This is a genomic window from Microbispora sp. NPDC049633 (assembly GCF_040675265.1).
Classification (GTDB): domain Bacteria; phylum Actinomycetota; class Actinomycetes; order Streptosporangiales; family Streptosporangiaceae; genus Microbispora; species Microbispora maris.
In genome coordinates, this window is record NZ_JBFAOO010000133.1 from 1 (window position 1) to 19,817 (window position 19,817).

Sequence of the window (19,817 nt, forward strand, 5' to 3'; positions counted from 1 at the left end):
GCGGCCGGTCGGGCTCGCCGCCGCCGCGCCGCTCGCCGCCTGGGCGGGAGCCGCGGTTCCGCTGCTCGTGTCGGCGGCTCTGGTGGCCGCGGTCAACCTGGCGGTGCTCGCCCTGCCCGAGGTCAGGCGGCGTACGACGGAGAAGGCCACGCCGGTGCCGGTCTGACCGGTGACGCGGCCATGACGACGGCGGACACGCGAAAACGCCGCATCTCCCGTGAGAGGAGATGCGGCGTGCGCCACGCGTGAGTTACTTGGCGGCCTGCAGGGTGGCGGCGCGCTTGGCGATCGCCGACTTCCGGTTGGCGGCCTGGTTCTTGTGAATGACGCCCTTGCTGACGGCCTTGTCGAGCTGCCGGGACGCGGCCTTGAGCGCGACGAGGGCGTCGTCGACGTTGCCCTGGTCGGCGGCCTCGCGGAACTTGCGGACCGCGGTCTTCAGGGACGACTTGACGGCCTTGTTACGCAGCCGGCGCTTCTCGTTCTGCCGGTTGCGCTTGATCTGGGACTTGATGTTCGCCACGAAGAAAGCCTCAGTGTTAAGTCTTGGTCGGATGGGGCGCGCGGGCTCGTGAGAGGGCGCGCCACACGCAGTTGGACAGGATACCAACAGTCCGGGCCGCCGCTCAAATTCACGACGACAGGACCGCCCCCGCTCATGCTATCGCGGCGCGGCCGCCGCGGTCCGCACATCGGCCCGCCCGCCCGCCGACTCCACCGACCCACCGGGGCCGCCGCGCACCCAGGCGCTCTCGTACTCCTTCCAGTCCTGCTCCGTGGCCGCGAAGTCGACGTACAGGGCAAGGCCGAACTCGGTGCGCGGACCGTGCTCGCTGAGCGCGAGCCGCGCGCCGTCGGCCGCGGCCTGGACGCTCTCGGCCCAGTCGCCGTACCAGACGCCGTGGTCGTGGTACGCCGGAGCCCCGATGAGCAGGGTCTTGTCCTCGGGCACCAGGTCGAGGGCGAGCGCGGTCTGCCGTGCGACGTAGCCGCCGTAGAGGGAGTTCAGCGGTGTCCAGGAGTCGTACGTCATGATCGCCACTTGGTCGGTGAGGCCCACCACCTGGCGGAAGTAGTCCGGCGTCCAGTACTTGTCGTGGCCGATGACCAGGGCGGTGGGGGCGCGCAGTCCGGGCAGCGGCTCGATCTGCTGCGTGGCGACCGACAGCGGCCGGGCGCCGATGGCCGCCCGCGTCTCCCGCAGCACGCTGAGGAACGGCCCGTCCCCGTCGACGACCGGTTCGAAGTCGTAGTGGATCCCGTCGAACCCGACGCCGACCAGGTCCCGGGCGCCCGCCACGACCCGGGCCCGGGTCGCCGTGTCGGCCAGGCTCAGGTGGGGCTTGCCGTTGTCGTTGACCGTCTGGCCGAGCCAGGCCGACACCCGGACTCCGGGCACATTCGTCCGCCACCATTTCAGGAAATTTCTGGCATTGGAGTAGCGATCGGGGGGCAAGGTCCCGTCGTAGTCGAACGGCCCGCTGTGGACGTACACATCCCTGATCCCGCTCGCGCGCAGCCGTACGGCGAGGGCCCGCACGTCGGCCTCGGTGCGGCGGCCGTCCACCCACGCGTGGCCCATCCACAGCGCGTCGTGGCCGGTCGTCCTGGCCCAGCCGGCGGGCGTTCCGGCGAACTGAAGGCGCAGCGCGGCGGCGCCGGCCAGCCCGAGCACGAGCGGAACGGCCACGACGACGGCGGTTATTCGCAGAACTCGTCTGGTGGTCAAGGCAAGCATCCGGACATGCCACCATGGAGGGTGGCTGGTCCGCCAGCCTCGGGAGGGCTCGCCGTGCGAGACGAGGGCGGCCCGATCGACCAGCAGTCACCCAACTTGTCGAAACGGACCCCGGTGCGCACTCAGCCTGGCCATACCGACCCCGCGTTGATCCGCAACTTCTGCATCATCGCGCACATCGACCATGGCAAGTCGACCCTCGCCGACCGCATGCTGCAGATCACCGGCGTGGTGGACGACAGGTCGATGCGTGCGCAGTATCTCGACCGCATGGACATCGAGCGGGAACGCGGCATCACCATCAAGTCGCAGGCCGTGCGGCTTCCCTGGAACGGCCACGTCCTCAACATGATCGACACGCCGGGCCACGTGGACTTCACCTATGAGGTGTCCCGGTCGCTCGAGGCGTGCGAGGGCGCGATCCTGCTCGTGGACGCCGCCCAGGGCATCGAGGCGCAGACGCTGGCCAACCTCTACCTGGCCATGAACGCCGACCTCCACATCATCCCGGTGCTCAACAAGATCGACCTGCCCGCCGCGCAGCCGGACAAGTACGCCGAGGAGATCGCGGGCCTGATCGGCTGCGACCCCGGCGACGTGATGCGCGTGTCCGGCAAGACCGGCGTCGGCGTCAAGGAGCTGCTCGACCATGTGGTGGAGCACATCCCGGCGCCCGTCGGCAACGCCGACGTCCCCGCCCGGGCGCTGATCTTCGACTCCGTGTACGACACCTACCGGGGCGTCGTGACGTACGTCAGGGTCGTGGACGGGCACCTGTCCAAGCGCGAGCGCGTGCTGATGATGTCGACGGTCGCGCAGCACGAACTGCTGGAGATCGGCGTCATCTCGCCGGAGCCCATGCCGTCCGACCGAGGCCTCGGCGTCGGCGAGGTGGGCTATCTGATCACCGGCGTGAAGGACGTGCGCCAGTCGCGGGTCGGCGACACGGTCACCAACGCCCTCAAGCCGGCCGCGGAGGCGCTGGGCGGCTACGAGCATCCGAAGCCGATGGTCTACTCGGGGCTCTATCCGATCGACGGCGACGACTACCCCGAGCTGCGCGAGGCCCTCGACAAGCTGCGGCTGAACGACGCCGCGCTCGTGTACGAGCCGGAGACCTCCGCGGCCCTCGGTTTCGGCTTCCGCTGCGGCTTCCTCGGCCTGCTGCACATGGAGATCGTCCGTGAGCGGCTGGAGCGCGAGTTCAACCTGTCGCTGATCTCGACCTCGCCCAACGTCATCTACCGGGTGATCATGGAGGACGGCAACGAGCACGTCGTCACCAACCCCTCGGAGTTCCCGGCCGGCAAGATCGGTCAGATCTTCGAGCCGGTGGTGAAGGCCACGGTGCTCGCTCCGTCCGAGTTCATCGGCGCGATCATGGAGCTGTGCCAGGGCCGCCGCGGGCAGCTCCAGGGCATGGACTACCTCTCGGAGGACCGGGTCGAGATCCGCTACACGCTCCCGCTCGGCGAGATCATCTTCGACTTCTTCGACCAGCTCAAGTCCAAGACCCGCGGGTACGCCTCGCTCGACTACGAGCCGTCCGGGGAGCAGGAGGCCGACCTGGTCAAGGTGGACATCCTGCTGCAGGGCGAGACCGTGGACGCGTTCAGCGCGATCGTCCACCGCGACAAGGCGTACGCCTACGGGGTGGAGATGGCCAAGAAGCTCAAGGAGCTCATCCCGAGGCAGCAGTTCGAGGTGCCCATCCAGGCCGCGATCGGCGCCCGTGTCATCGCTCGTGAGAACATCCGCGCCATCCGCAAGGACGTCCTCGCCAAGTGCTACGGCGGTGACATCAGCCGTAAGCGCAAGCTGCTGGAGAAGCAGAAGGAAGGCAAGAAGCGGATGAAGATGGTCGGCCGGGTGGAGGTCCCGCAGGAGGCCTTCGTCGCCGCCCTCTCCTCCGAGGCGCCGGACAAGAACAAGAAGTAACTCTGTCCGAATTGACCACAACTTAATAGGATCGCGGGGAAACATGACCATCCGTTAACGTTTGGTCATGCACATCCTCTCTGTGAACGTGGGCAGGGCCGTCGACGCCGAGTGGGCCGGAGAACTCCGGCGCACCGCCATCGACAAGCGGAGGGCCGAGGGCCGCGTCGCCGTACGCGACAACGGCTTGGAGGGCGACGAGCGCGCCGACGTGGCCCACCACGGTCACCCCGACCAGGCGGTGTACGCCTACGCGCGGGAGGACTACGACTGGTGGGAGCCCCGCATGGGCCGGGACCTGCGTGACGGCCGGTTCGGGGAGAACCTGACGACGTCCGGGGCCGACGTGAGCGGCGCGCTCCTCGGCGAGCGGTGGCGGGTCGGCACGGCCGTCCTGCAGGTCACCTACCCCCGCATTCCGTGCGTGGTGTTCCGCAACTGGCTGGGCGAGCGCGGCTGGGTGAAGCGCTTCACCGAGGCCGGCCGCCCCGGCGCGTACCTCCGGGTGGTCGAGCGGGGCGAGCTCGGCGCGGGCGACGAGATCGAGGTGCTCGACCGGCCCTCGGACGGCGTGACGATCGCCGAGGCGTTCCGGGCCTACCACGGCGACAGGGACCTGATGCGGCGGGTCCTCGCCGTCCCCGGCCGCAGCGAGAGATGGGACCAGGCCGCCGAGCGTGTCCTCGGCAACCGCACCGGCGTCGTCGCGTCCTGATCACGAAGTGCCCGCGGCCCTCGGTCCCGGCCGTGGAGTGATCTACCGTGGCCTCCTGTCCGGCTCCCCGGGTGGGCGGTGCTACGACGTCCCTCCGCCTCGACGCGCCCGCCGGCGGCTGGCGGGCCGAGCGGGACATCCCGTCGTTCGGCTCAGTGGGTGCTATGCGGGCAGAAAACTGACGTTGCCGGAATCGGCGCGCGCCACAATTTTGTGCGGCGAGTTCCGATCGGTGGTCACCGATACCGTCACGTCTCCCGAGTCCGCCGTGGCGTCCACGTCGTAGGGCCCGCCGGGAAGCGTGATCTTCGCGTCTCCCGAGCCGGTGACGACGTCGATGCTGCCGGGAGCGGCTGCGTACTTCACCGTGGTGTCACCCGAGCCGGCCTCGACCTTGAGAAGCGTGCCCGTCAACCCGGCTCCCTCCAGGTCTCCGGATCCCACCCTGGCCTTGATCGGATTACTCAAAGCTTTGAGGTGGATGTCGCCGGAACCGGTTTCCACCTCTGCCCGCATGCCCTTGGGCACGTAGACGTCGTAGTCCACCGAGCAGTTGTCCATGGCCTGCGGACAGTCGTACGTCATCACAAGGGCATCGCCATCCACCTTGTGCTCTGTGATGGGCTTACCCGAGGACCAGCGGAGAGTCTCCTTCACCGTGACGACGTCGCCGGACGCTTCGCTGACCACGATGTCACCCGCGCCGCCCACCACGACCAGCCTGGCCACCTTCTCCTTCACCTCGTAATCGAGGGTCGCGTGGTTGGCTGCCCGTGTGATGTCCTGCAACCCGCATCCGGCCAGCAACGCCGCGGCGGCCAGGAGGCCGCCCGCCATCATCGTCGTCCTCATGATGAAGATCATGTCGTTTCGATGGGGCTGCCGCGGTAAGGCATACCCCCGTATTTCGCGTGAGGGGCTCCCGACCACGGCAGGGGGCCCGCCCGTCGGACCCCTGCCGCACGCCGGTCAGCGCAGGATGGAGTAGAGGGCGGTAGTGAGGGAGGCCTTTGCAAGACCCGTTGCAGTGCGACTCGATCAACCTCTTGGCTGCCGACGTTCGCCGTGCTCCAATGATTCTATGGTTGCCTTTCAGGGTGACGAGCGACCTAGATTTCTCCGCGCGACGGGTCGCATAGTCGCCTTCTTGGTGGTCTTCGTCTATCAATCCCCATCGGTGTAGCTATCAACCTGCTCGTCCCCTAGCAAACCTCCTTCCGCGCCCCTGCTGCCTGATTGTTCGAGGCCTTGGTGGCCGTTGATGCCGTTCGTGGGGCTTGGATGGCGGGTTGCGGTGTACGTTATTGGCTCACCGATGCTGGCAGCTATCGGGGCGAGGAAGGTGTAGCGCGGTCGCGCTCACTCTCTGAGTGCCGCGACGAACCGGGACTGATCGCCCAGGTGGGGCCAGCCTCTAACCCAGAGGTCCCGAACCGCCTCTTGAGGCACGGGCACAATTACCCAGTCCGGCGGACGGACCGTCCGGTCCGTCGAGGCGGATCACGCCGTGCAAGTGGACCAGGCCCCGCGCCTGATAGTTCGGCCCGCGAGATGCCCAGGTACCGGGCGAAGGTCGCCGGTAGTGCCTGGGTGAAGCGCCGCCACAGCTCGCCCGCCTGGGCGTTCCACAGGACCGCGCCCCGGTAGTCGCAGCAGTCAACGCAGATCGTCTGCCCGACTTGGCAGTTATCGTCGGCATGTCGCCCCCCGCAGCCTTCCGGCCTGGAGTGCTCGCACACCGGGTTATTCCGCCGGGGAGGCACGGCAGCCGAGCAGGCGGACACCGGGATGCGCCGATCGCCCGCGCGCTCGGCAGGTGCTGGCGCAGCACGCGGCGCTGGAGCTCGTTGACCCAATGCTTCTAGTCCAGTCCTCTCGTACGCCCTGCCATCGAAAGAGCCCTTTGCGGCGCCCAGGGAGGGGAAGTACCGGTCCCCTCCCGGGGCGGGGTGTCAGCGCAGGACGGAGTAGAGGGCGGTGGTGAGGGAGGCCTTGGCGTCGTCCTGGTCGATGGACCAGAGCATGGAGCCGCCGAGGCCCTTGAGCCGGATGTAGGCGGCCTTCTCCAGCATGACGGCGGGGTCGTCGTAGGACCAGAACTCGTTGCCGTCGTAGAGCCACAGGGTGCCGGTGAGCAGGTCGCGGTAGCGCTTGCCGGGCTTGTTGACGAGGTTCTTGTAGTCCTCGTTGCCGGCGGCCCAGGTGCCGGGGGCGGGGCCGGTGGCGGTGGCGTACAGGCCGTTGCCGCGGGAGGTCACGCCGGTCCAGCCCTGGCCGTAGGCGGGGACGCCGATGACGATCTTCCGTGCGGGGGCGCCGCGTCCGGTGTAGTCGCGTACGGTCTGGTCGACGCTGAACTTCACCTCGTTGGGGTCGCGGCGGTCGGTGAGCAGGTTGGCCTGGTGGCCGGTGCGGTTCTCCCAGGTTCCGTGCAGGTCGTAGCCCTGAACGGTCGCGAAGTCGAGCTGGTCGAACACCTTGCGGACCTCGAAGCCGGCGTCGATCTTGGCGGCGGCGGCGGGGAGGAATGCGGTCAGTTCGGCCCGCCGGTCGTGCGCCTTCATCTGTCGGCGCAGTTCGGCCAGGAACAGGGTGAAGTTCTGCTTGTCCTCGGGGCGGATGACGTTGCCGTCGTTGCCGGCCGAGCCGGGCCACTCCCAGTCGAGGTCGATGCCGTCGAAGACGCCGGCGGCGGTGCCGGGGGGCAGGCCGGGCAGGTCGCCCTTGAGCCACAGTCCGACGCAGGAGGCGGCGAGCGTGGCGCGGGATTCGGGGGTGAGGACGGCGTCGGAGAAGTACTTCGAGCCGGTCCAGCCGCCGAGGGAGATGAGGACCTTCAGGCCGGGGTGGCGGGCCTTGAGCTTCTTGAGCTGGCCGAGGTTGCCCTTGAGCGGCTGGTCGTCGGTGTCGGCGACACCGTCGACGCTCTGCTCGGCGGGCACGGGACGCTGCCAGTCGGCCCAGGGGTCGGCCGAGTAGCAGGTGCCCTCCGGGCCGACGAACCCGAAGGCGTAGTTGAGGTGGGTCAGCTTCCCGGCCGCACCACTGGCGTCCACATCCTTCACGTGGAAGTTCCGCCCATAGATGCCCCATTGGATGAAGTAGGCCACCCGCTTGTAGCGGTCCTCGCCGCCGGTGGTGGCCTGGGCCGCTGACGGCGCGAGTCCGGCCGCCAGGGTGGCGGCGACCGCCACTGCGAGGGTCCTTCTCATGTGCACGCCGGCCTCCGAGCGCTTTTTATAGGAAAGTTTCCTGTAAATTGTCGCGATCGTAGACCCCGGTGATCAGGGCGTCAATGGCAGCGCCCAGGGACGGCGGACCGGGAGCCGCGCGGCGCGACCGCGCCGCGACGGCGTCATCCGCACTCGTCCGGGCGCTGCCGGGCGAGCGGGCCGGCTCAAGGGTGCATGAGAAGCAGCGGGTCGCAGGTATCGGCTCCCACCAGTTTGGGGTTGTTCGGGTCCCTCACGCCCTTCTCGCTGTTGACGATGTAGTAGCCGCCGGCGGGCCGAGGTATCACGATCAGCGTTTGGTACTGCATGATCGCCTGAGCCTTGGCGGAGGCTGGGTGGCATAGAAGTCCGCGGCCCTCCAGTGATTCGGCGCGCTGCTGCCGCAGATCCAGGAACACGCGATACCGCTGATCCGCTCGGTGGGGACGAGAATGTAGTTGACGTACTTCTTCTTGCTCTTGGCGCCGCCCATCACCACATGGTCGGCATGGTTCTGCAGGCAGGTGTTGTTGCTGTGACATTTCTGGCTGCGCCGCCAGAGAGAGTCGGTCGGTGGTCTTGCCGCATTCCTTGGGATCAGGCCCTTTGGCGAGGCCCGACGAAGGCGCGGCCAGTGCGTGCCGGGCACCGGCGAGAACGCCCGCACCCGCGAGTACGCCGGTTCCCGCCAGGCCGGAGAACTGGATGAACCGGCGTCGCGTCAGCTCGCTCGCCTCGCCGTTCGCCCGGTCGCTGTCACACATGATTACCCCCGATAACCCGCGCCCTGAAGCCGCCGTCGCGATCGGTGCCCGCACTGCGGCTCCGGCCGTCGATGAGACCGGAATCAGAGATCGGCGCGCTCGGGCCGGTTGATCCCCTCCCTGGCGGCCGATAAAAGCCGCTGGCGCAGCCTGGATTTTTTCCCGGGAAAGATCGAAACGCTTCCCCGGGTGCTCCGGGAATAGCCGGGTGTTCCGCTATCGGGCGTGCACGGTGGCTGGTGTCTTTGAGGCGGTGATTTGTCATGGCGTTACGCGGCGGCCGGGCAGGCGCGCGTTAGACTGATCGGTCACGACAAATGACGTGATATTTGGGCGAGTGCGGCAAAGGCGAATAGGGCGGCAATTCCCCGATGGGGCCCAGTCCGAGCTCCGGTGATCGGGGGCGTCGAGGGCAGGGCGTGAGTGGCGGCAGACTGGAGAGCGTGCCTTCTGTGCTTCCCGACGGCGATCCCGTCCCCCAGAGCGGCGAGCTGCCGTCCGGGGCCCTGGACGGGCTCGGCTCCCGTCCGTTCGGCTTCTACGTGCACGTGCCGTTCTGCGCGACACGCTGCGGCTACTGCGACTTCAACACCTACACGGCGGCGGAGCTGGGCCCCGGCGCCGCGCAGCGCGACTACGCCGCCACCGCGGTCGAGGAGATACGGCTGGCCCGGCGCGTGCTGGGGGACGCCGCACCGGCCGTGGAGACCGTGTTCTTCGGCGGCGGCACGCCGACGCTGCTGCCCGCCGCCGATCTCGTACGGATCCTCGACGCGATCGGTGCGGAGTTCGGCCTGCGGCCCGGCGCCGAGGTGACGACCGAGGCCAACCCCGAGTCCGTGGACCAGACCTACCTGAAGGAGCTGCGGGCGGGCGGGTTCACCCGGGTGAGCTTCGGCATGCAGAGCGCGGGCGAGCACGTCCTCGCCGTCCTCGACCGGCGGCACACCCCCGGCCGCCCCGCCGAGGCCGTACGGGAGGCCCGCGAGGCCGGGTTCGAGCACGTCAACCTCGACCTCATCTACGGCACGCCGGGGGAGAGCGACGACGACTGGCGGGCCTCGCTGGAGGCCGCGCTGGCCGCCGGGCCCGACCACGTCTCGGCGTACTCCCTGATCGTCGAGGACGGCACCCGGCTCGCCGCCCGCATCCGGCGCGGCGAGCTGCCGATGCCGGACGACGACGTGGCGGCCGACCGCTACCTGATCGCCGAGGAGATGCTGACGGCCGCAGGCCTGAGCTGGTACGAGGTCTCCAACTGGGCGGCGGGCGACGAGGCCCGCTGCCGGCACAACCTGCTCTACTGGACCGGCGGGGACTGGTGGGGGGCCGGGCCGGGCGCGCACAGCCACGTCGGCGGCACCCGCTGGTGGAACGTCAAGCACCCCGCGGCGTACGCCGCACGCCTGGCGGCGGGGACCTCGCCCGCGCACGCCCGCGAGGTGCTTTCGGCGGAGGACAGGGCCGTCGAACGGGTCATGCTGGAGCTGCGCCTCGTCTCGGGCCTGCCGCTCGCGGACATCGCCCCCGAGGCGCGTACGGCGTGCGCGCGGGCCCTGGCGGACGGGCTGCTGGAGGTCGAGGCGTTCAAGGCGGGCCAGGCCGTGCTCACGCTGCGCGGCAGGCTGCTCGCCGACGCCGTGATCCGCGATCTGGTCCCCTGAAGCGCCGCGCCTGCGAGATCACCACGTACGCCGTCGCCGGACAGGAGCCGTCCGTCCGGAGGGCTGCGAGATCACGACGAGGGGATCGTGACGAAGTCGATCAGTTCTTCCACGCGGCCGAGCAGCTCGGGCTCCAGGTCGGCGTAGGTCGTGACCCGGCCCAGGATGTGCCGCCACGCCTCCTGGGGGTCCATCCGCCAGCCGAGGGCCGCGATCACCCCCTCCTTCCAGGGCACGCCGCGCGGCACGTCCGGCCAGGCGGGGATGCCGAGCGCCAGCGGCTTGACCGCCTGCCAGATGTCCACGAACGGGTGTCCGACGACGAGCACGTCGTCCCCGGACACCCGGGCGGCGATGCGGCTCTCCTTCGAGCCGTGCACCAGATGGTCCACGAGCACGCCCAGCCGCCGGCCCGGCTCGGGGGAGAACTCCTCGACGATTGCGGGGAGGTCGTCGACGCCCTCCAGGTATTCGACGACGACGCCCTCCACCCGCAGGTCGTGTCCCCAGATCTTCTCGACCAGGGCGGCGTCGTGGACGCCCTCGACGTAGATGCGGCTCTCCCTGGCGACCTGCGCGCGCAGGCCCTCGACCGCGATCGACCCCGAGGCGCTCCGCAGCGGCCCCTTCGGGCCCGCCTGGGGGCGCACCAGGGTGACCGGTTCGCCGTCGAGGAGGAACCCGGCGGGGGTCAGCGGGAACACCCGCCGACGGCCGAACCGGTCCTCTAGCGTCACCGCCTCCTTGTCGCAGGCCACCACGGCGCCGCAGAAGCGGCCCTCGGCGTCCTCGACCACGAGGTCGGGCTCGGCCGGGATCTCGGGGATCCGCCCCCGCCGTGGCCGCCGCCAGTCTCCGGAAAGCACGTCCCGCCCGTACATGCGGGGAACGCTAGCAAATCACGCCATGCGACGGCGGGCCCCGGAACGGCGCACCAGCACGACGATCGTCACGATCACCGCGGCCAGGAAGCCGACGACGGGGAGCGCGAGCAGCGCGAGCGCACCGCCCACCAGTTTGCCGATGTCCCCGGTGAGCTGCTTGCCGACGCCGAACCTCACCCCGTCGCCGTCGCAGGCGAGCTGGTACGTGCCCGCCTGCGGGACGCCGGCCTCGAACAGCAGCTCCCAGGTGGTGCCGTTCAGCGCGACGGTCTGGGAGGTGGCCGGCCGGGTCAGCCGCACTTGCGGGTCGGTGCCGTCGCCGAGCCGGCAGCTGACGTCGGTGGGCTGGTCGACCGCCGCGTAGATGGCGGGCTTGTCCGCGGGGTCGAGCGCGACGCTCACCGACTGCCCGCCGGAGAAGGTCGTGGTGGGCGCGATGTCGCCGATCGTGGAGAACAGTCCGCCGGCGAACCCGCCGACCCCGGCCACCAGCAGGACGAGGAAGAGCGCCCAGGAGAGGAAGACCCACAGCAGGCGGGGCCGGATCGGCCGGGAGCCGCCGTACGGCGGGGGAACGGGGTTGGGCATCCGCAGGGTCGCGCCGGGCGGCACGGCGGTCGCGGGGCGGGGGACCCGCATGGTGACGTCGGCCGGAGCGGGGTTCTGATTCTCGTACATGAGATGAAGAGTCCACCATGCGACTTGCCGTCGATTTGCAGCCCACTTGTCCTGGTGCCCTGCGTCGTCTTGGTGCCCCCTGCGTTATCGCACCACGTGGGGTGGTAGCCGTACACTTGGCACTCGGGAACACAGAGTGCCAGAGTCGGTGTTTCCAGGCACAGGGAGGTGACACATTGCTCGACGACCGCAAGCTCGCCGTTCTGCGCGCCATCGTCGAGGACTACGTGTCCACCAACGAGCCGGTGGGGTCCAAGGCCCTGGCGGACAGGCACAACCTCGGCGTCTCCCCCGCGACGATCCGCAACGACATGGCGGCATTGGAGGAGCAGGGGTACATCACCCAGCCCCACACCAGCGCCGGCAGGGTGCCCACCGACAAGGGCTACCGCCTGTTCGTCGACCGGCTGTCGCAGATCAAGCCGCTGTCGGGCGCCGAGCGCAGGGCCATCGAGACCTTCCTCGCGGGGGCGGTGGACCTCGACGAGATCGTCATGCGCACGGTGCGGCTGCTCGCGCAGCTCACCCGGCAGGTCGCGGTGGTCCAGTACCCCTCGCTGACGAGGTCGTCGGTCCGGCACGTGGAGATCGTCCCGATCGCCGAACGGCGGGTCATGCTGGTGCTGATCACCAACACGGGACGGGTCGAGCAGCGGGTGGTCGACCTGCCCGAGGCCATCGCCGACGACCGGATCGCCAACCTGCGCGCCGTGCTCAACGCGTGCCTGGACGGGTGCGGGCTGTCCCAGGTGCCCGAGACCGTGGCCGAGGTGCCCGAGCGGCTGCCCCCGGAGGACAGGCCCGCGGCGGCCACGATCCTGTCCGTGCTGCTCGAGACGCTCGTGGAACGGCACGAGGAGAAAATCGCCTTCGCCGGTACGGCCAACCTCGCCGCAGCGGATTTCAGCGTCGGCCTGCGCGGCGTGCTGGAGGCGCTGGAGGAACAGGTCGTCCTCATCCGCCTGCTGGGTGAGACCGGCGGGCTGTCCGACATCACCGTCCGAATCGGATCCGAGAACCCCTACAGCGGGTTGCGCGGCACCTCTATCGTGGCCGCCGGGTACGGTTCGGGCGACAGGGAACTGGCCCGGCTCGGAGTGCTGGGCCCGACACGAATGGACTATCCGGTGACGATGGGTGCGGTACGCGCGGTGGCGCGGTACGTCGGCCAGATCCTGGCGGGGTCATAAGTGTCCAACGACTACTACGCGACCCTTGGCGTCCGGCGCGACGCCAGCCAGGAAGAGATCAAGAAGGCGTACCGCCGCCTGGCCCGTGAGCTGCACCCGGACGTCAACCCCGATCCGGAGACCCAGGAGCGGTTCAAGGAGATCAACCAGGCGTACGAGGTGCTGTCCGACACGGGCAAGCGCCGTATGTACGACATGGGCGCCGACCCGTTCGGCGGCGGCGCGGGGGCCGGGGCCGGCGGCTTCGGCGCGGGCTTCCCGTTCAGCGACATCATGGACGCCTTCTTCGGCTCGGCGGGCGCGGCGCGGGGTCCCCGCTCGCGTGCCCGCCGGGGCCGCAACGCCACGATCCGGGTCGAACTCGACCTGTCGGAGGCGGCGTTCGGCACGACCCGCGAGATCATGGTCGACACGGCCGTCGTCTGCGACGTCTGCCAGGGCTCCGGGGCGGCGGCGGGCACCCACCCCGACACCTGCGACATGTGCCACGGACGCGGTGAGGTCTCGCAGGTGACCCGCTCGTTCCTCGGCCAGGTCATGACCTCACGCCCCTGCCCCCAGTGCGGCGGGTTCGGCAGCGTCATCCGGCATCCCTGCATGGAGTGCTCGGGCGAGGGCCGGGTCAGGACCCGGCGCACGATCAAGGTCAGGATCCCGGCCGGCGTCGAGGACGGCACGCACATCCAGCTCGCCGGCGAGGGCGAGGTCGGTCCCGGCGGCGGGCCTCCCGGCGACCTGTTCCTGGAGATCGTCGAGCGGCCGCACCAGATCTTCGAGCGGCGCGGCGACGACCTGCACTGCACCGTCCACATCCCGATGACCGCCGCCGCGCTCGGCACCTCGATCACGGTCGAGACCCTCGACGGCCCCGAGGACATCGACGTGCGGCCGGGCACCCAGGGCGGCCAGGTCATCCCGCTGTACGGCAAGGGCGTCCAGCGGCTCAACGAGACCGGCAGGGGCGACCTGCTGATCCACGTCAACGTCGAGACGCCGGCCAAGCTCGACCCGCAGCAGGAGGAACTGCTGCGCGAGCTGGCGAAGCTGCGCGGTGAGGAGCGGCCGCCCGGCAAGTTCTCCCCGGGTCAGCAGGGCTTCTTCTCCCGCCTGCGGGACGCCTTCAACGGCCGCTGAGCATGAGTGTTCCCGTGTTCCTGTCGGACGCGGCCGGCCGGACGGCGGACACCATCGTCCTGGACGGGCCGGAGGGCCGGCACGCCGCCGCCGTCCGCCGCCTGCGCCCGGGGGAGCGGATCGACCTGACCGACGGCGCGGGGCGGGTGGCCGAGTGCACGGTCACGGCGGCGGGCAAGGACTCGCTGACCGCCGAGGTGCTGCGCCGGTTCGAGGTGCCGCCGCCCCGGCCGAGGCTGGTGGTCGTGCAGGGTCTGCCGAAGGGCGACCGGGGCGAGCTCGCGGTCGAGATGATGACCGAGGCCGGGGTCGACGTGATCGTCCCTTGGGCCGCCACCCGCTGCGTCACGCAGTGGAAGGGCGACCGGGCCGCCAAGTCCCTCGCCCGCTGGCGTGCCACGGCCCGCGAGGCGGCAAAGCAGGCCCGGCGCTTCCACCTGCCCGAGGTGACCGAGCAGGCCACGACCGCGCAGGTCCGCTCGCTCGCCTCCGCGGCGGCGCTCGCGGTCGTGCTGCACGAGGAGGCCGCCGAGCCGCTGAGCCGCCTGCCGCTGCCGGAGCGGCCGGGCGACATCGTCATGATCGTGGGCCCGGAGGGCGGCGTCGCCGAGGAGGAGATCGCCGCGTTCCGGGAGGCGGGAGCCGTACCGGCCCTGCTGGGGCCCACGGTGCTGCGCACCTCGACGGCGGGCGTGGTGGCGGCGGCCGTCCTGCTGTCGCGCTGCGGCCGCTGGTGACGGCGGCCCGCGGCGGCGGGCCGGTCAGGAAGCGGGCGACTCGCTCGCCGAGTTGAGCGTGGCCGTCTCCGTCGGCATCGGGCTCGGGGCCGACGACGACGGGGCGGACGTCGTGGGCGGAGCCGTCGAGGGGCGGGCCGAGACCGTGGGCGCGGCCGTGGGCGGCTGAGTCACCGGGGTCGGCGAGCACGACGGCGGCAGGGCCGGGTCGGGCTCGACGACGCCTGCCTGGGTCGTGGATGTGACACAGGGGTCGGACGGCGAGGGCGACGGCCTGGTGGTCGTGCCCGTCTTGTGCGTCGGGGACGGGCTCGGCCGCCCACGCGACGGGCTCGGTGTGACAGGCACGATCACGACCGGCTGCGAGGGCGCCGTGTTGGGCGGCCGGTTCACCGACGAGGTGTCCGTCCTGTCCTCGCGCTCGTCGCCGGCGGGGGCGATTCCCGTCGACTGCGCCACCTGGTCGCGCAGGCCGGGGACGACCGCCACGACCACGCCCGCCACGAGCACGGCCCCGGCGACGGCGGCTCCGACGCGCCACCACAGCAAGTTCCGCAGGCCGCGCAGACCGCGCTGGTCGATCCGCGTGCGGATGATCTCGAGTCCATCGGGAGACGGCACGACCGCGTCCGCCTCCGCGCGCAGGGCACGGCGGAGCAACTCGCCGTACTCGTCGTCGGGCGGGAAGGTCATGAGAACTGCTCCAGTGCCATCCGAAGTGCGGCCATGCCGCGGGCCGTGTGACTTTTCACCGCGCCCTTGCTGATGCCCATCGCGTGCGCGATCTCGGCCTCCGAAAGGTCGCCGTAGTATCGCAGCACCAGCGCCTCGCGCTGGCGGGTCGGTAAGCCGCGCAGCGCCTCGATGACGGCCGAACGCTCGAGTTCACCGATCGCGCCGTTCTCCGCGCTCGGCGCGTCCGGCAGGCCCTTGGGCGCGTACTTCTCGACGACCGCGCGGTGCCGCAGCACGGAACGCGATCGGTTCACGACCGATTGGCGAAGGTAGGCCAGTGCCTTGTCGGTGTCCCTCAGCCTGCGCCAGGCGCCGTGGATGGCGACGAACGCGTCTTGAACGACCTCTTCCGCGCTGGCCACGTCACGCACCAGCAGCACGGCGAGACGCACCAATGACCGATAGTGAGCGCTGTACAGCGCCGTCACGGCCATGTCGGCATCCCACCCGACGGGCACCGTTCCCAACGACCTGTCGGCCACGAGGGTCTCGGTGGTCACATCGATAGGACGCTCGTCATCCCCGGGGGGTTTACGTTCTTCCGAATCATGAGGGGGCATGGCCCAGCGGTGTCCTCGCCCGACACTAGGGGGGTTTTCTGGTGCAGTCTCGCACACTCACATTAGCTGGGGGGATCTTTGCAGTCATCAACTAACGCAACGGCTAGGCTTTCGCGCGTGAGTGACTGCCTCTTCTGCAAGATCGTGGCCAAGGAGGTCCCGGCGGACATCGTCCTGGAGTCCGGTCGGGCGCTGGCCTTCCGCGACATCAACCCGCAGGCTCCCACGCACGTCCTCGTCGTGCCCAAGGCCCATCACGAGAACGCCGCCGCGCTCGCGGCGGCCGACGACGGCCTGGCCGACGACCTGCTCAAGGCCTGCCACGCGGTCGCCGTGCAGGAGGGCGTGGCCGAGACCGGCTACCGCGTCGTGTTCAACACCGGACCCGGCGCCGGGCAGACCGTCTTCCACGTGCACGCACACGTGATCGGCGGCCGTAGCCTCACCTGGCCCCCCGGCTGAGCGGCTAGAGTGAGAAGGAACTAGGGAGGCGATCAGGGCCGCAAGGGCCGCCCATGTCCGAGTCACAGCAAATCAGCAAGACCCAGGCCAAGGTAGTCATCCCCGAGGGGCAGCCGATGGTCAGCCTCCTCGGGTCGGGTGACGAGCTGCTGCGGGTCATCGAGGGCGCCTTCAGCGCCGATATCCACGTGCGGGGCAACGAGATCACCATCACCGGCAGTCCGGAGGAGAGCGGCGTCGTCGTGCGCCTCTTCGAGGAGCTGATGGAGCTGGTCGGCTCGGGTGCCGAGTTGTCCCCCGACGCGGTCGAGCGCAGCATCCACATGCTGCGGCAGGCCACCGATCGTCCGGCCGAGGTCCTGTCCCTGGACATCCTGTCCACGCGGGGCCGGACCATCCGTCCGAAGACGGTCAACCAGAAGCGGTACGTCGACGCGATCGACAGGCACACCATCGTCTTCGGCATCGGGCCCGCCGGCACCGGCAAGACGTACCTGGCGATGGCGAAGGCCGTGAAGGCCCTGCAGAACAAGCGGGTCAACCGGATCATCCTCACCCGCCCCGCCGTCGAGGCGGGGGAGCGGCTCGGCTTCCTGCCCGGCACGCTCTACGAGAAGATCGATCCGTACCTGCGGCCGCTGTACGACGCGCTGCACGACATGCTCGACCCCGACTCGATCCCCCGACTGATGTCGGCCGGGACGATCGAGGTCGCGCCGCTCGCCTACATGCGCGGCCGGACCCTCAACGACGCCTTCATCATCCTGGACGAGGCGCAGAACACCTCGCCCGAGCAGATGAAGATGTTCCTGACCCGGCTCGGCTTCAACTCGAAGATCGTGGTCACCGGCGACGTCACGCAGATCGACCTGCCGGGCGGTCAGGACAGCGGCCTGAAGGTCGTCCAGCACATCCTCGAGGGCATCGAGGACATCCATTTCAGCAGGCTGACCAGCGCCGACGTCGTGCGGCACAAGCTGGTGAGCGACATCGTCGACGCCTACGGCCGCTACGACGCCGCGATGGCCTCCGAGCCGCGCGCGATCAACAAGCGACCGCGGAACAACCGGCGGTGAGCACGAGCATGACGGGTGAGGAGACCCCGTGAGCATCGAGGTGGCCAACGAGTCCGGCGTCGAGGTCGACGAGTCTGCTCTGGTCGAGCTGGCCGGTCACGTCCTGGGCCGGATGGGGATCAACCCGCTGGCCGAGCTGTCGATCCTGGTGATCGACGAGGCGGCGATGGCCGAGCTGCACGAGCAGTGGATGGGGGAGCCCGGCCCGACCGACGTGCTGGCCTTCCCCATGGACGAACTGCGGCCCAACTCCGGCGGCCGGGACGAGGACGACGCCCCCGACCCGGCGCTGCTCGGAGACGTGGTGCTGTGCCCGCAGGTGGCGGCCAAGCAGGCCGCCGAGGCCGGGCACAGCGCGCAGGACGAGCTGGAGCTGCTGTGCACGCACGGCATCCTGCACCTGCTCGGCTACGACCACGCCGAGCCCGAGGAGCACGCCGAGATGTTCGGGCTGCAGGACGAACTGCTCGGCGCCTGGCGGGAGGTGCGGCGTAAGCCGTGAGCAACGGCTGGCTGCTTTCCGCCGTCTTCCTGATCGTGGCCGGCGGCCTGCTGGCGAGCGCGGAGACGGCGCTGACCCGCATCTCCCGGGTGCGCGCGGAGGAGTTCGTCAAGGAGGGCCGGCGCGGCGGGGTGCGACTGCAGGCGATCGTCGCCGATCCGCCGCGCTACCTCAACCTGGTGCTCCTGCTACGCCTGAGCTGTGAGCTCATCGCCACGGTCATCACGACGCTGCTGTTCATCGACTGGCTGGGCGACCGCGGACAGGCGTACGCCGGGGCGGCCGTGGTCATGATCCTGGTGAGCTACGTCATCGTCGGGGTCATGCCGCGCACGCTCGGCCGCCAGCACGCCGAGCCGGTCGCGCTGGCGAGCGCGCCCATCGTGTACGGGCTGACCCGGATCTTCGGCCCGCTGCCCGAGCTGCTGATCCTGCTGGGCAACGCGCTCACTCCCGGCAAGGGCTTCCGCGAGGGCCCGTTCACCTCCGAGGCCGAACTGCGCGACCTCGTCGACCTGGCCGAGCAGCGCAGGGTCATCGAGCCCGACGAGCGGGAGATGATCCACTCGGTCTTCGAGCTGGGTGACACGCTGGTGCGCGAGGTGATGGTGCCGCGCACCGACATGGTGTTCATCGAGCGCGGCAAGACGCTCAACCAGGCGCTCTCGCTCGCCCTGCGCAGCGGCTTCTCCCGGGTCCCGGTGGCCGGGGAGAACGAGGACGACGTGGTGGGCATCGCCTATCTCAAGGACATCGTCCGCCGCATCCAGGACACCGGCGACGGCGGCGTCCGGGTGGACGAGCTGATGCGTCCCGCGACGTACGTGCCGGAGAGCAAGCCGATCGACGAGCTGCTGCGCGAGATGCAGGCGCGGCAGATCCACCTCGCCATCGTCATCGACGAGTACGGCGGCACCGCCGGCCTCGTCACGATCGAGGACGTCATCGAGGAGATCGTCGGTGAGATCGCCGACGAGTACGACCAGGAGGCCCCGCGGGTCGAGTGGCTGGACGACGGGGCGGTGCGGGTGACCGCGCGGCTTCCGGTCGACGAGCTCGGCGAGCTGTTCGACACCGAGATCGAGGTCGAGGACGTCGACACGGTCGGCGGCCTGCTGGCCCACGCCCTGGGCCGGGTGCCGATCGCGGGCTCGGAGGCGGTCGTCGGGGGCCTGCGCCTGACGGCCGAGAACCTGGCGGGACGCCGCAACCGGATCAGCACCGTCGTCGTGCGCCGCGAGGAGCCCGCGACGGGCGACGAGGTCGTGACGGCCGACGCCGGCCACGAGTGACGACGCTCCGCCCGGCCTCTGCAAGCGTCCTTCAAGCGTGCTGCAAGTGCGCGGGGCCATTGTTGTCCCAGGCGCTCAGAAGGGGTTCGGGGCGCCTCATTGGGGAGTCCGGCGCGCCGGGAGGGGTTCGCGGCGCACCGGAACCTCCCTTGGGGGATCCGTACATCGACGCGGGGCTCTCACCCGGCTCAGGGTGAGGGCCCCGTTTCGATTACGCCAAGTGATTACCCGTACGCGGTCGGGGGAAGGAAACCTCCGGCAAAGCGGGGAGGCGGGTATGCGGATCGTCCACGCGGCCGTCGCGGGCTGCCTGGTCCTGGCCACCGGCGGCTGCGGCACGGGCGAGGTCACCTACGCCGCCGTCCGGGCCTCCGTCAAGGCGGGCGACGCGAGCGGTGTGCGGACCCTTCTCGGCAGGATGGACGGCCTTCCCGACGCGTTCTTCAGCCACGCCCGGGCGTCCTGGCGCCCGCCGTTCCGTCCCCGCGCCCGCGCCTGCCGCGTGCTGTTCGACGCGGCGGCGGGCAGGCTGCCAC

At 70.2% G+C, this 19,817-nt stretch carries 21 protein-coding genes; 11 read left to right on the forward strand and 10 right to left on the reverse strand.

What is annotated here, in order from left to right; genetic code table 11:
- Nucleotides 1-250: 250 nt before the first annotated feature.
- Both rpsT and AB0J39_RS27660 read right to left on the reverse strand, forming a co-directional pair.
- On the reverse strand, nt 251-523 hold the full coding sequence (rpsT, locus tag AB0J39_RS27655; protein ID WP_357038714.1) for a 30S ribosomal protein S20: 273 nt from the start codon (nt 521-523) through the stop codon (nt 251-253).
- A 138-nt stretch (nt 524-661) separates the two neighbouring features.
- Nucleotides 662-1,738: a hypothetical protein gene (locus tag AB0J39_RS27660; RefSeq protein WP_363469620.1), complete on the reverse strand. Its 1,077-nt coding sequence runs from the start codon at nt 1,736-1,738 to the stop codon at nt 662-664.
- 114 nt (nt 1,739-1,852) lie between these two features.
- Here AB0J39_RS27660 and lepA point away from each other — a divergent pair, with 114 nt between their 5' ends.
- A complete protein-coding gene (lepA, locus tag AB0J39_RS27665) occupies nt 1,853-3,676 on the forward strand; it encodes a translation elongation factor 4 (RefSeq protein WP_363469622.1) in 1,824 nt (607 codons plus the stop codon).
- A gap of 67 nt (nt 3,677-3,743) precedes the next feature.
- Nucleotides 3,744-4,391, forward strand: coding sequence for an MOSC domain-containing protein (locus AB0J39_RS27670; RefSeq protein ID WP_363469623.1), 648 nt, complete (start codon nt 3,744-3,746; stop codon nt 4,389-4,391).
- A 162-nt stretch (nt 4,392-4,553) separates the two neighbouring features.
- Here the strand turns inward: AB0J39_RS27670 and AB0J39_RS27675 are convergent, their stop codons facing one another.
- The 4 genes from AB0J39_RS27675 to AB0J39_RS27690 form a co-directional block, all read right to left on the reverse strand.
- Complete coding sequence (locus AB0J39_RS27675) at nt 4,554-5,255, reverse strand: DUF4097 family beta strand repeat-containing protein (protein ID WP_363469625.1); 702 nt, start codon at nt 5,253-5,255, stop codon at nt 4,554-4,556.
- Nucleotides 5,256-5,848: 593 nt separating this feature from the next.
- Nucleotides 5,849-6,247 carry a replication initiator gene (locus AB0J39_RS27680; RefSeq protein WP_363469627.1) on the reverse strand — a complete coding sequence of 133 codons (399 nt, stop codon included), beginning with the start codon at nt 6,245-6,247 and terminating at the stop codon, nt 5,849-5,851.
- Nucleotides 6,248-6,343: 96 nt separating this feature from the next.
- A complete protein-coding gene (locus tag AB0J39_RS27685; RefSeq protein ID WP_363469629.1) occupies nt 6,344-7,603 on the reverse strand; it encodes a glycoside hydrolase family 18 protein in 1,260 nt (419 codons plus the stop codon).
- A 185-nt stretch (nt 7,604-7,788) separates the two neighbouring features.
- Nucleotides 7,789-8,367: a hypothetical protein gene (locus AB0J39_RS27690; RefSeq protein ID WP_363469630.1), complete on the reverse strand. Its 579-nt coding sequence runs from the start codon at nt 8,365-8,367 to the stop codon at nt 7,789-7,791.
- A gap of 443 nt (nt 8,368-8,810) precedes the next feature.
- Here AB0J39_RS27690 and hemW point away from each other — a divergent pair, with 443 nt between their 5' ends.
- Nucleotides 8,811-10,031: a radical SAM family heme chaperone HemW gene (gene hemW, locus AB0J39_RS27695; protein WP_363469632.1), complete on the forward strand. Its 1,221-nt coding sequence runs from the start codon at nt 8,811-8,813 to the stop codon at nt 10,029-10,031.
- Nucleotides 10,032-10,102: 71 nt separating this feature from the next.
- Here the strand turns inward: hemW and AB0J39_RS27700 are convergent, their stop codons facing one another.
- Nucleotides 10,103-10,912: a DUF3097 domain-containing protein gene (locus AB0J39_RS27700; RefSeq protein WP_363469633.1), complete on the reverse strand. Its 810-nt coding sequence runs from the start codon at nt 10,910-10,912 to the stop codon at nt 10,103-10,105.
- Nucleotides 10,913-10,930: 18 nt separating this feature from the next.
- Complete coding sequence (locus AB0J39_RS27705) at nt 10,931-11,593, reverse strand: hypothetical protein (RefSeq protein WP_363469634.1); 663 nt, start codon at nt 11,591-11,593, stop codon at nt 10,931-10,933.
- A 176-nt stretch (nt 11,594-11,769) separates the two neighbouring features.
- Between AB0J39_RS27705 and hrcA the strand changes: the two genes are divergently transcribed.
- Genes hrcA through AB0J39_RS27720 form a run of 3 tightly spaced genes read left to right on the forward strand, consistent with a single transcriptional unit; the run spans nt 11,770 to nt 14,654 of the window.
- Complete coding sequence (hrcA, locus tag AB0J39_RS27710) at nt 11,770-12,783, forward strand: heat-inducible transcriptional repressor HrcA (protein WP_363469635.1); 1,014 nt, start codon at nt 11,770-11,772, stop codon at nt 12,781-12,783.
- Nucleotides 12,784-13,917 carry a molecular chaperone DnaJ gene (dnaJ, locus tag AB0J39_RS27715; RefSeq protein WP_363469637.1) on the forward strand — a complete coding sequence of 378 codons (1,134 nt, stop codon included), beginning with the start codon at nt 12,784-12,786 and terminating at the stop codon, nt 13,915-13,917. It begins immediately after the preceding gene.
- Nucleotides 13,918-13,919: 2 nt separating this feature from the next.
- The gene (locus AB0J39_RS27720; RefSeq protein ID WP_363469639.1) at nt 13,920-14,654 is read left to right on the forward strand and encodes a 16S rRNA (uracil(1498)-N(3))-methyltransferase; all 735 of its coding nucleotides are present in this window, start codon (nt 13,920-13,922) and stop codon (nt 14,652-14,654) included.
- 24 nt (nt 14,655-14,678) lie between these two features.
- Here the strand turns inward: AB0J39_RS27720 and AB0J39_RS27725 are convergent, their stop codons facing one another.
- Nucleotides 14,679-15,347, reverse strand: coding sequence for a hypothetical protein (locus AB0J39_RS27725; RefSeq protein ID WP_363469641.1), 669 nt, complete (start codon nt 15,345-15,347; stop codon nt 14,679-14,681).
- Nucleotides 15,344-15,823 (reverse strand): SigE family RNA polymerase sigma factor, encoded by a 480-nt coding sequence (locus tag AB0J39_RS27730; RefSeq protein WP_169945498.1) that lies wholly within the window; start codon nt 15,821-15,823, stop codon nt 15,344-15,346. The genes AB0J39_RS27725 and AB0J39_RS27730 overlap by 4 nt, the downstream gene beginning before the upstream one ends.
- 243 nt (nt 15,824-16,066) lie before the next feature.
- On the opposite strand from AB0J39_RS27730, the gene AB0J39_RS27735 reads away from it, so the two are divergent.
- The 5 genes from AB0J39_RS27735 to AB0J39_RS27755 form a co-directional block, all read left to right on the forward strand.
- A complete protein-coding gene (locus AB0J39_RS27735; RefSeq protein ID WP_363469642.1) occupies nt 16,067-16,411 on the forward strand; it encodes a histidine triad nucleotide-binding protein in 345 nt (114 codons plus the stop codon).
- Between the two features lie 53 nt (nt 16,412-16,464).
- Nucleotides 16,465-17,487 (forward strand): PhoH family protein, encoded by a 1,023-nt coding sequence (locus tag AB0J39_RS27740; RefSeq protein ID WP_363469644.1) that lies wholly within the window; start codon nt 16,465-16,467, stop codon nt 17,485-17,487.
- 28 nt (nt 17,488-17,515) lie between these two features.
- The gene (ybeY, locus tag AB0J39_RS27745) at nt 17,516-17,989 is read left to right on the forward strand and encodes an rRNA maturation RNase YbeY (RefSeq protein ID WP_076437834.1); all 474 of its coding nucleotides are present in this window, start codon (nt 17,516-17,518) and stop codon (nt 17,987-17,989) included.
- A complete protein-coding gene (locus tag AB0J39_RS27750; RefSeq protein ID WP_363469646.1) occupies nt 17,986-19,281 on the forward strand; it encodes a hemolysin family protein in 1,296 nt (431 codons plus the stop codon). The genes ybeY and AB0J39_RS27750 overlap by 4 nt, the downstream gene beginning before the upstream one ends.
- A gap of 277 nt (nt 19,282-19,558) precedes the next feature.
- A partial coding sequence (locus AB0J39_RS27755; RefSeq protein WP_363469647.1) for a hypothetical protein occupies nt 19,559-19,817 on the forward strand: 259 nt, incomplete at its 3' end.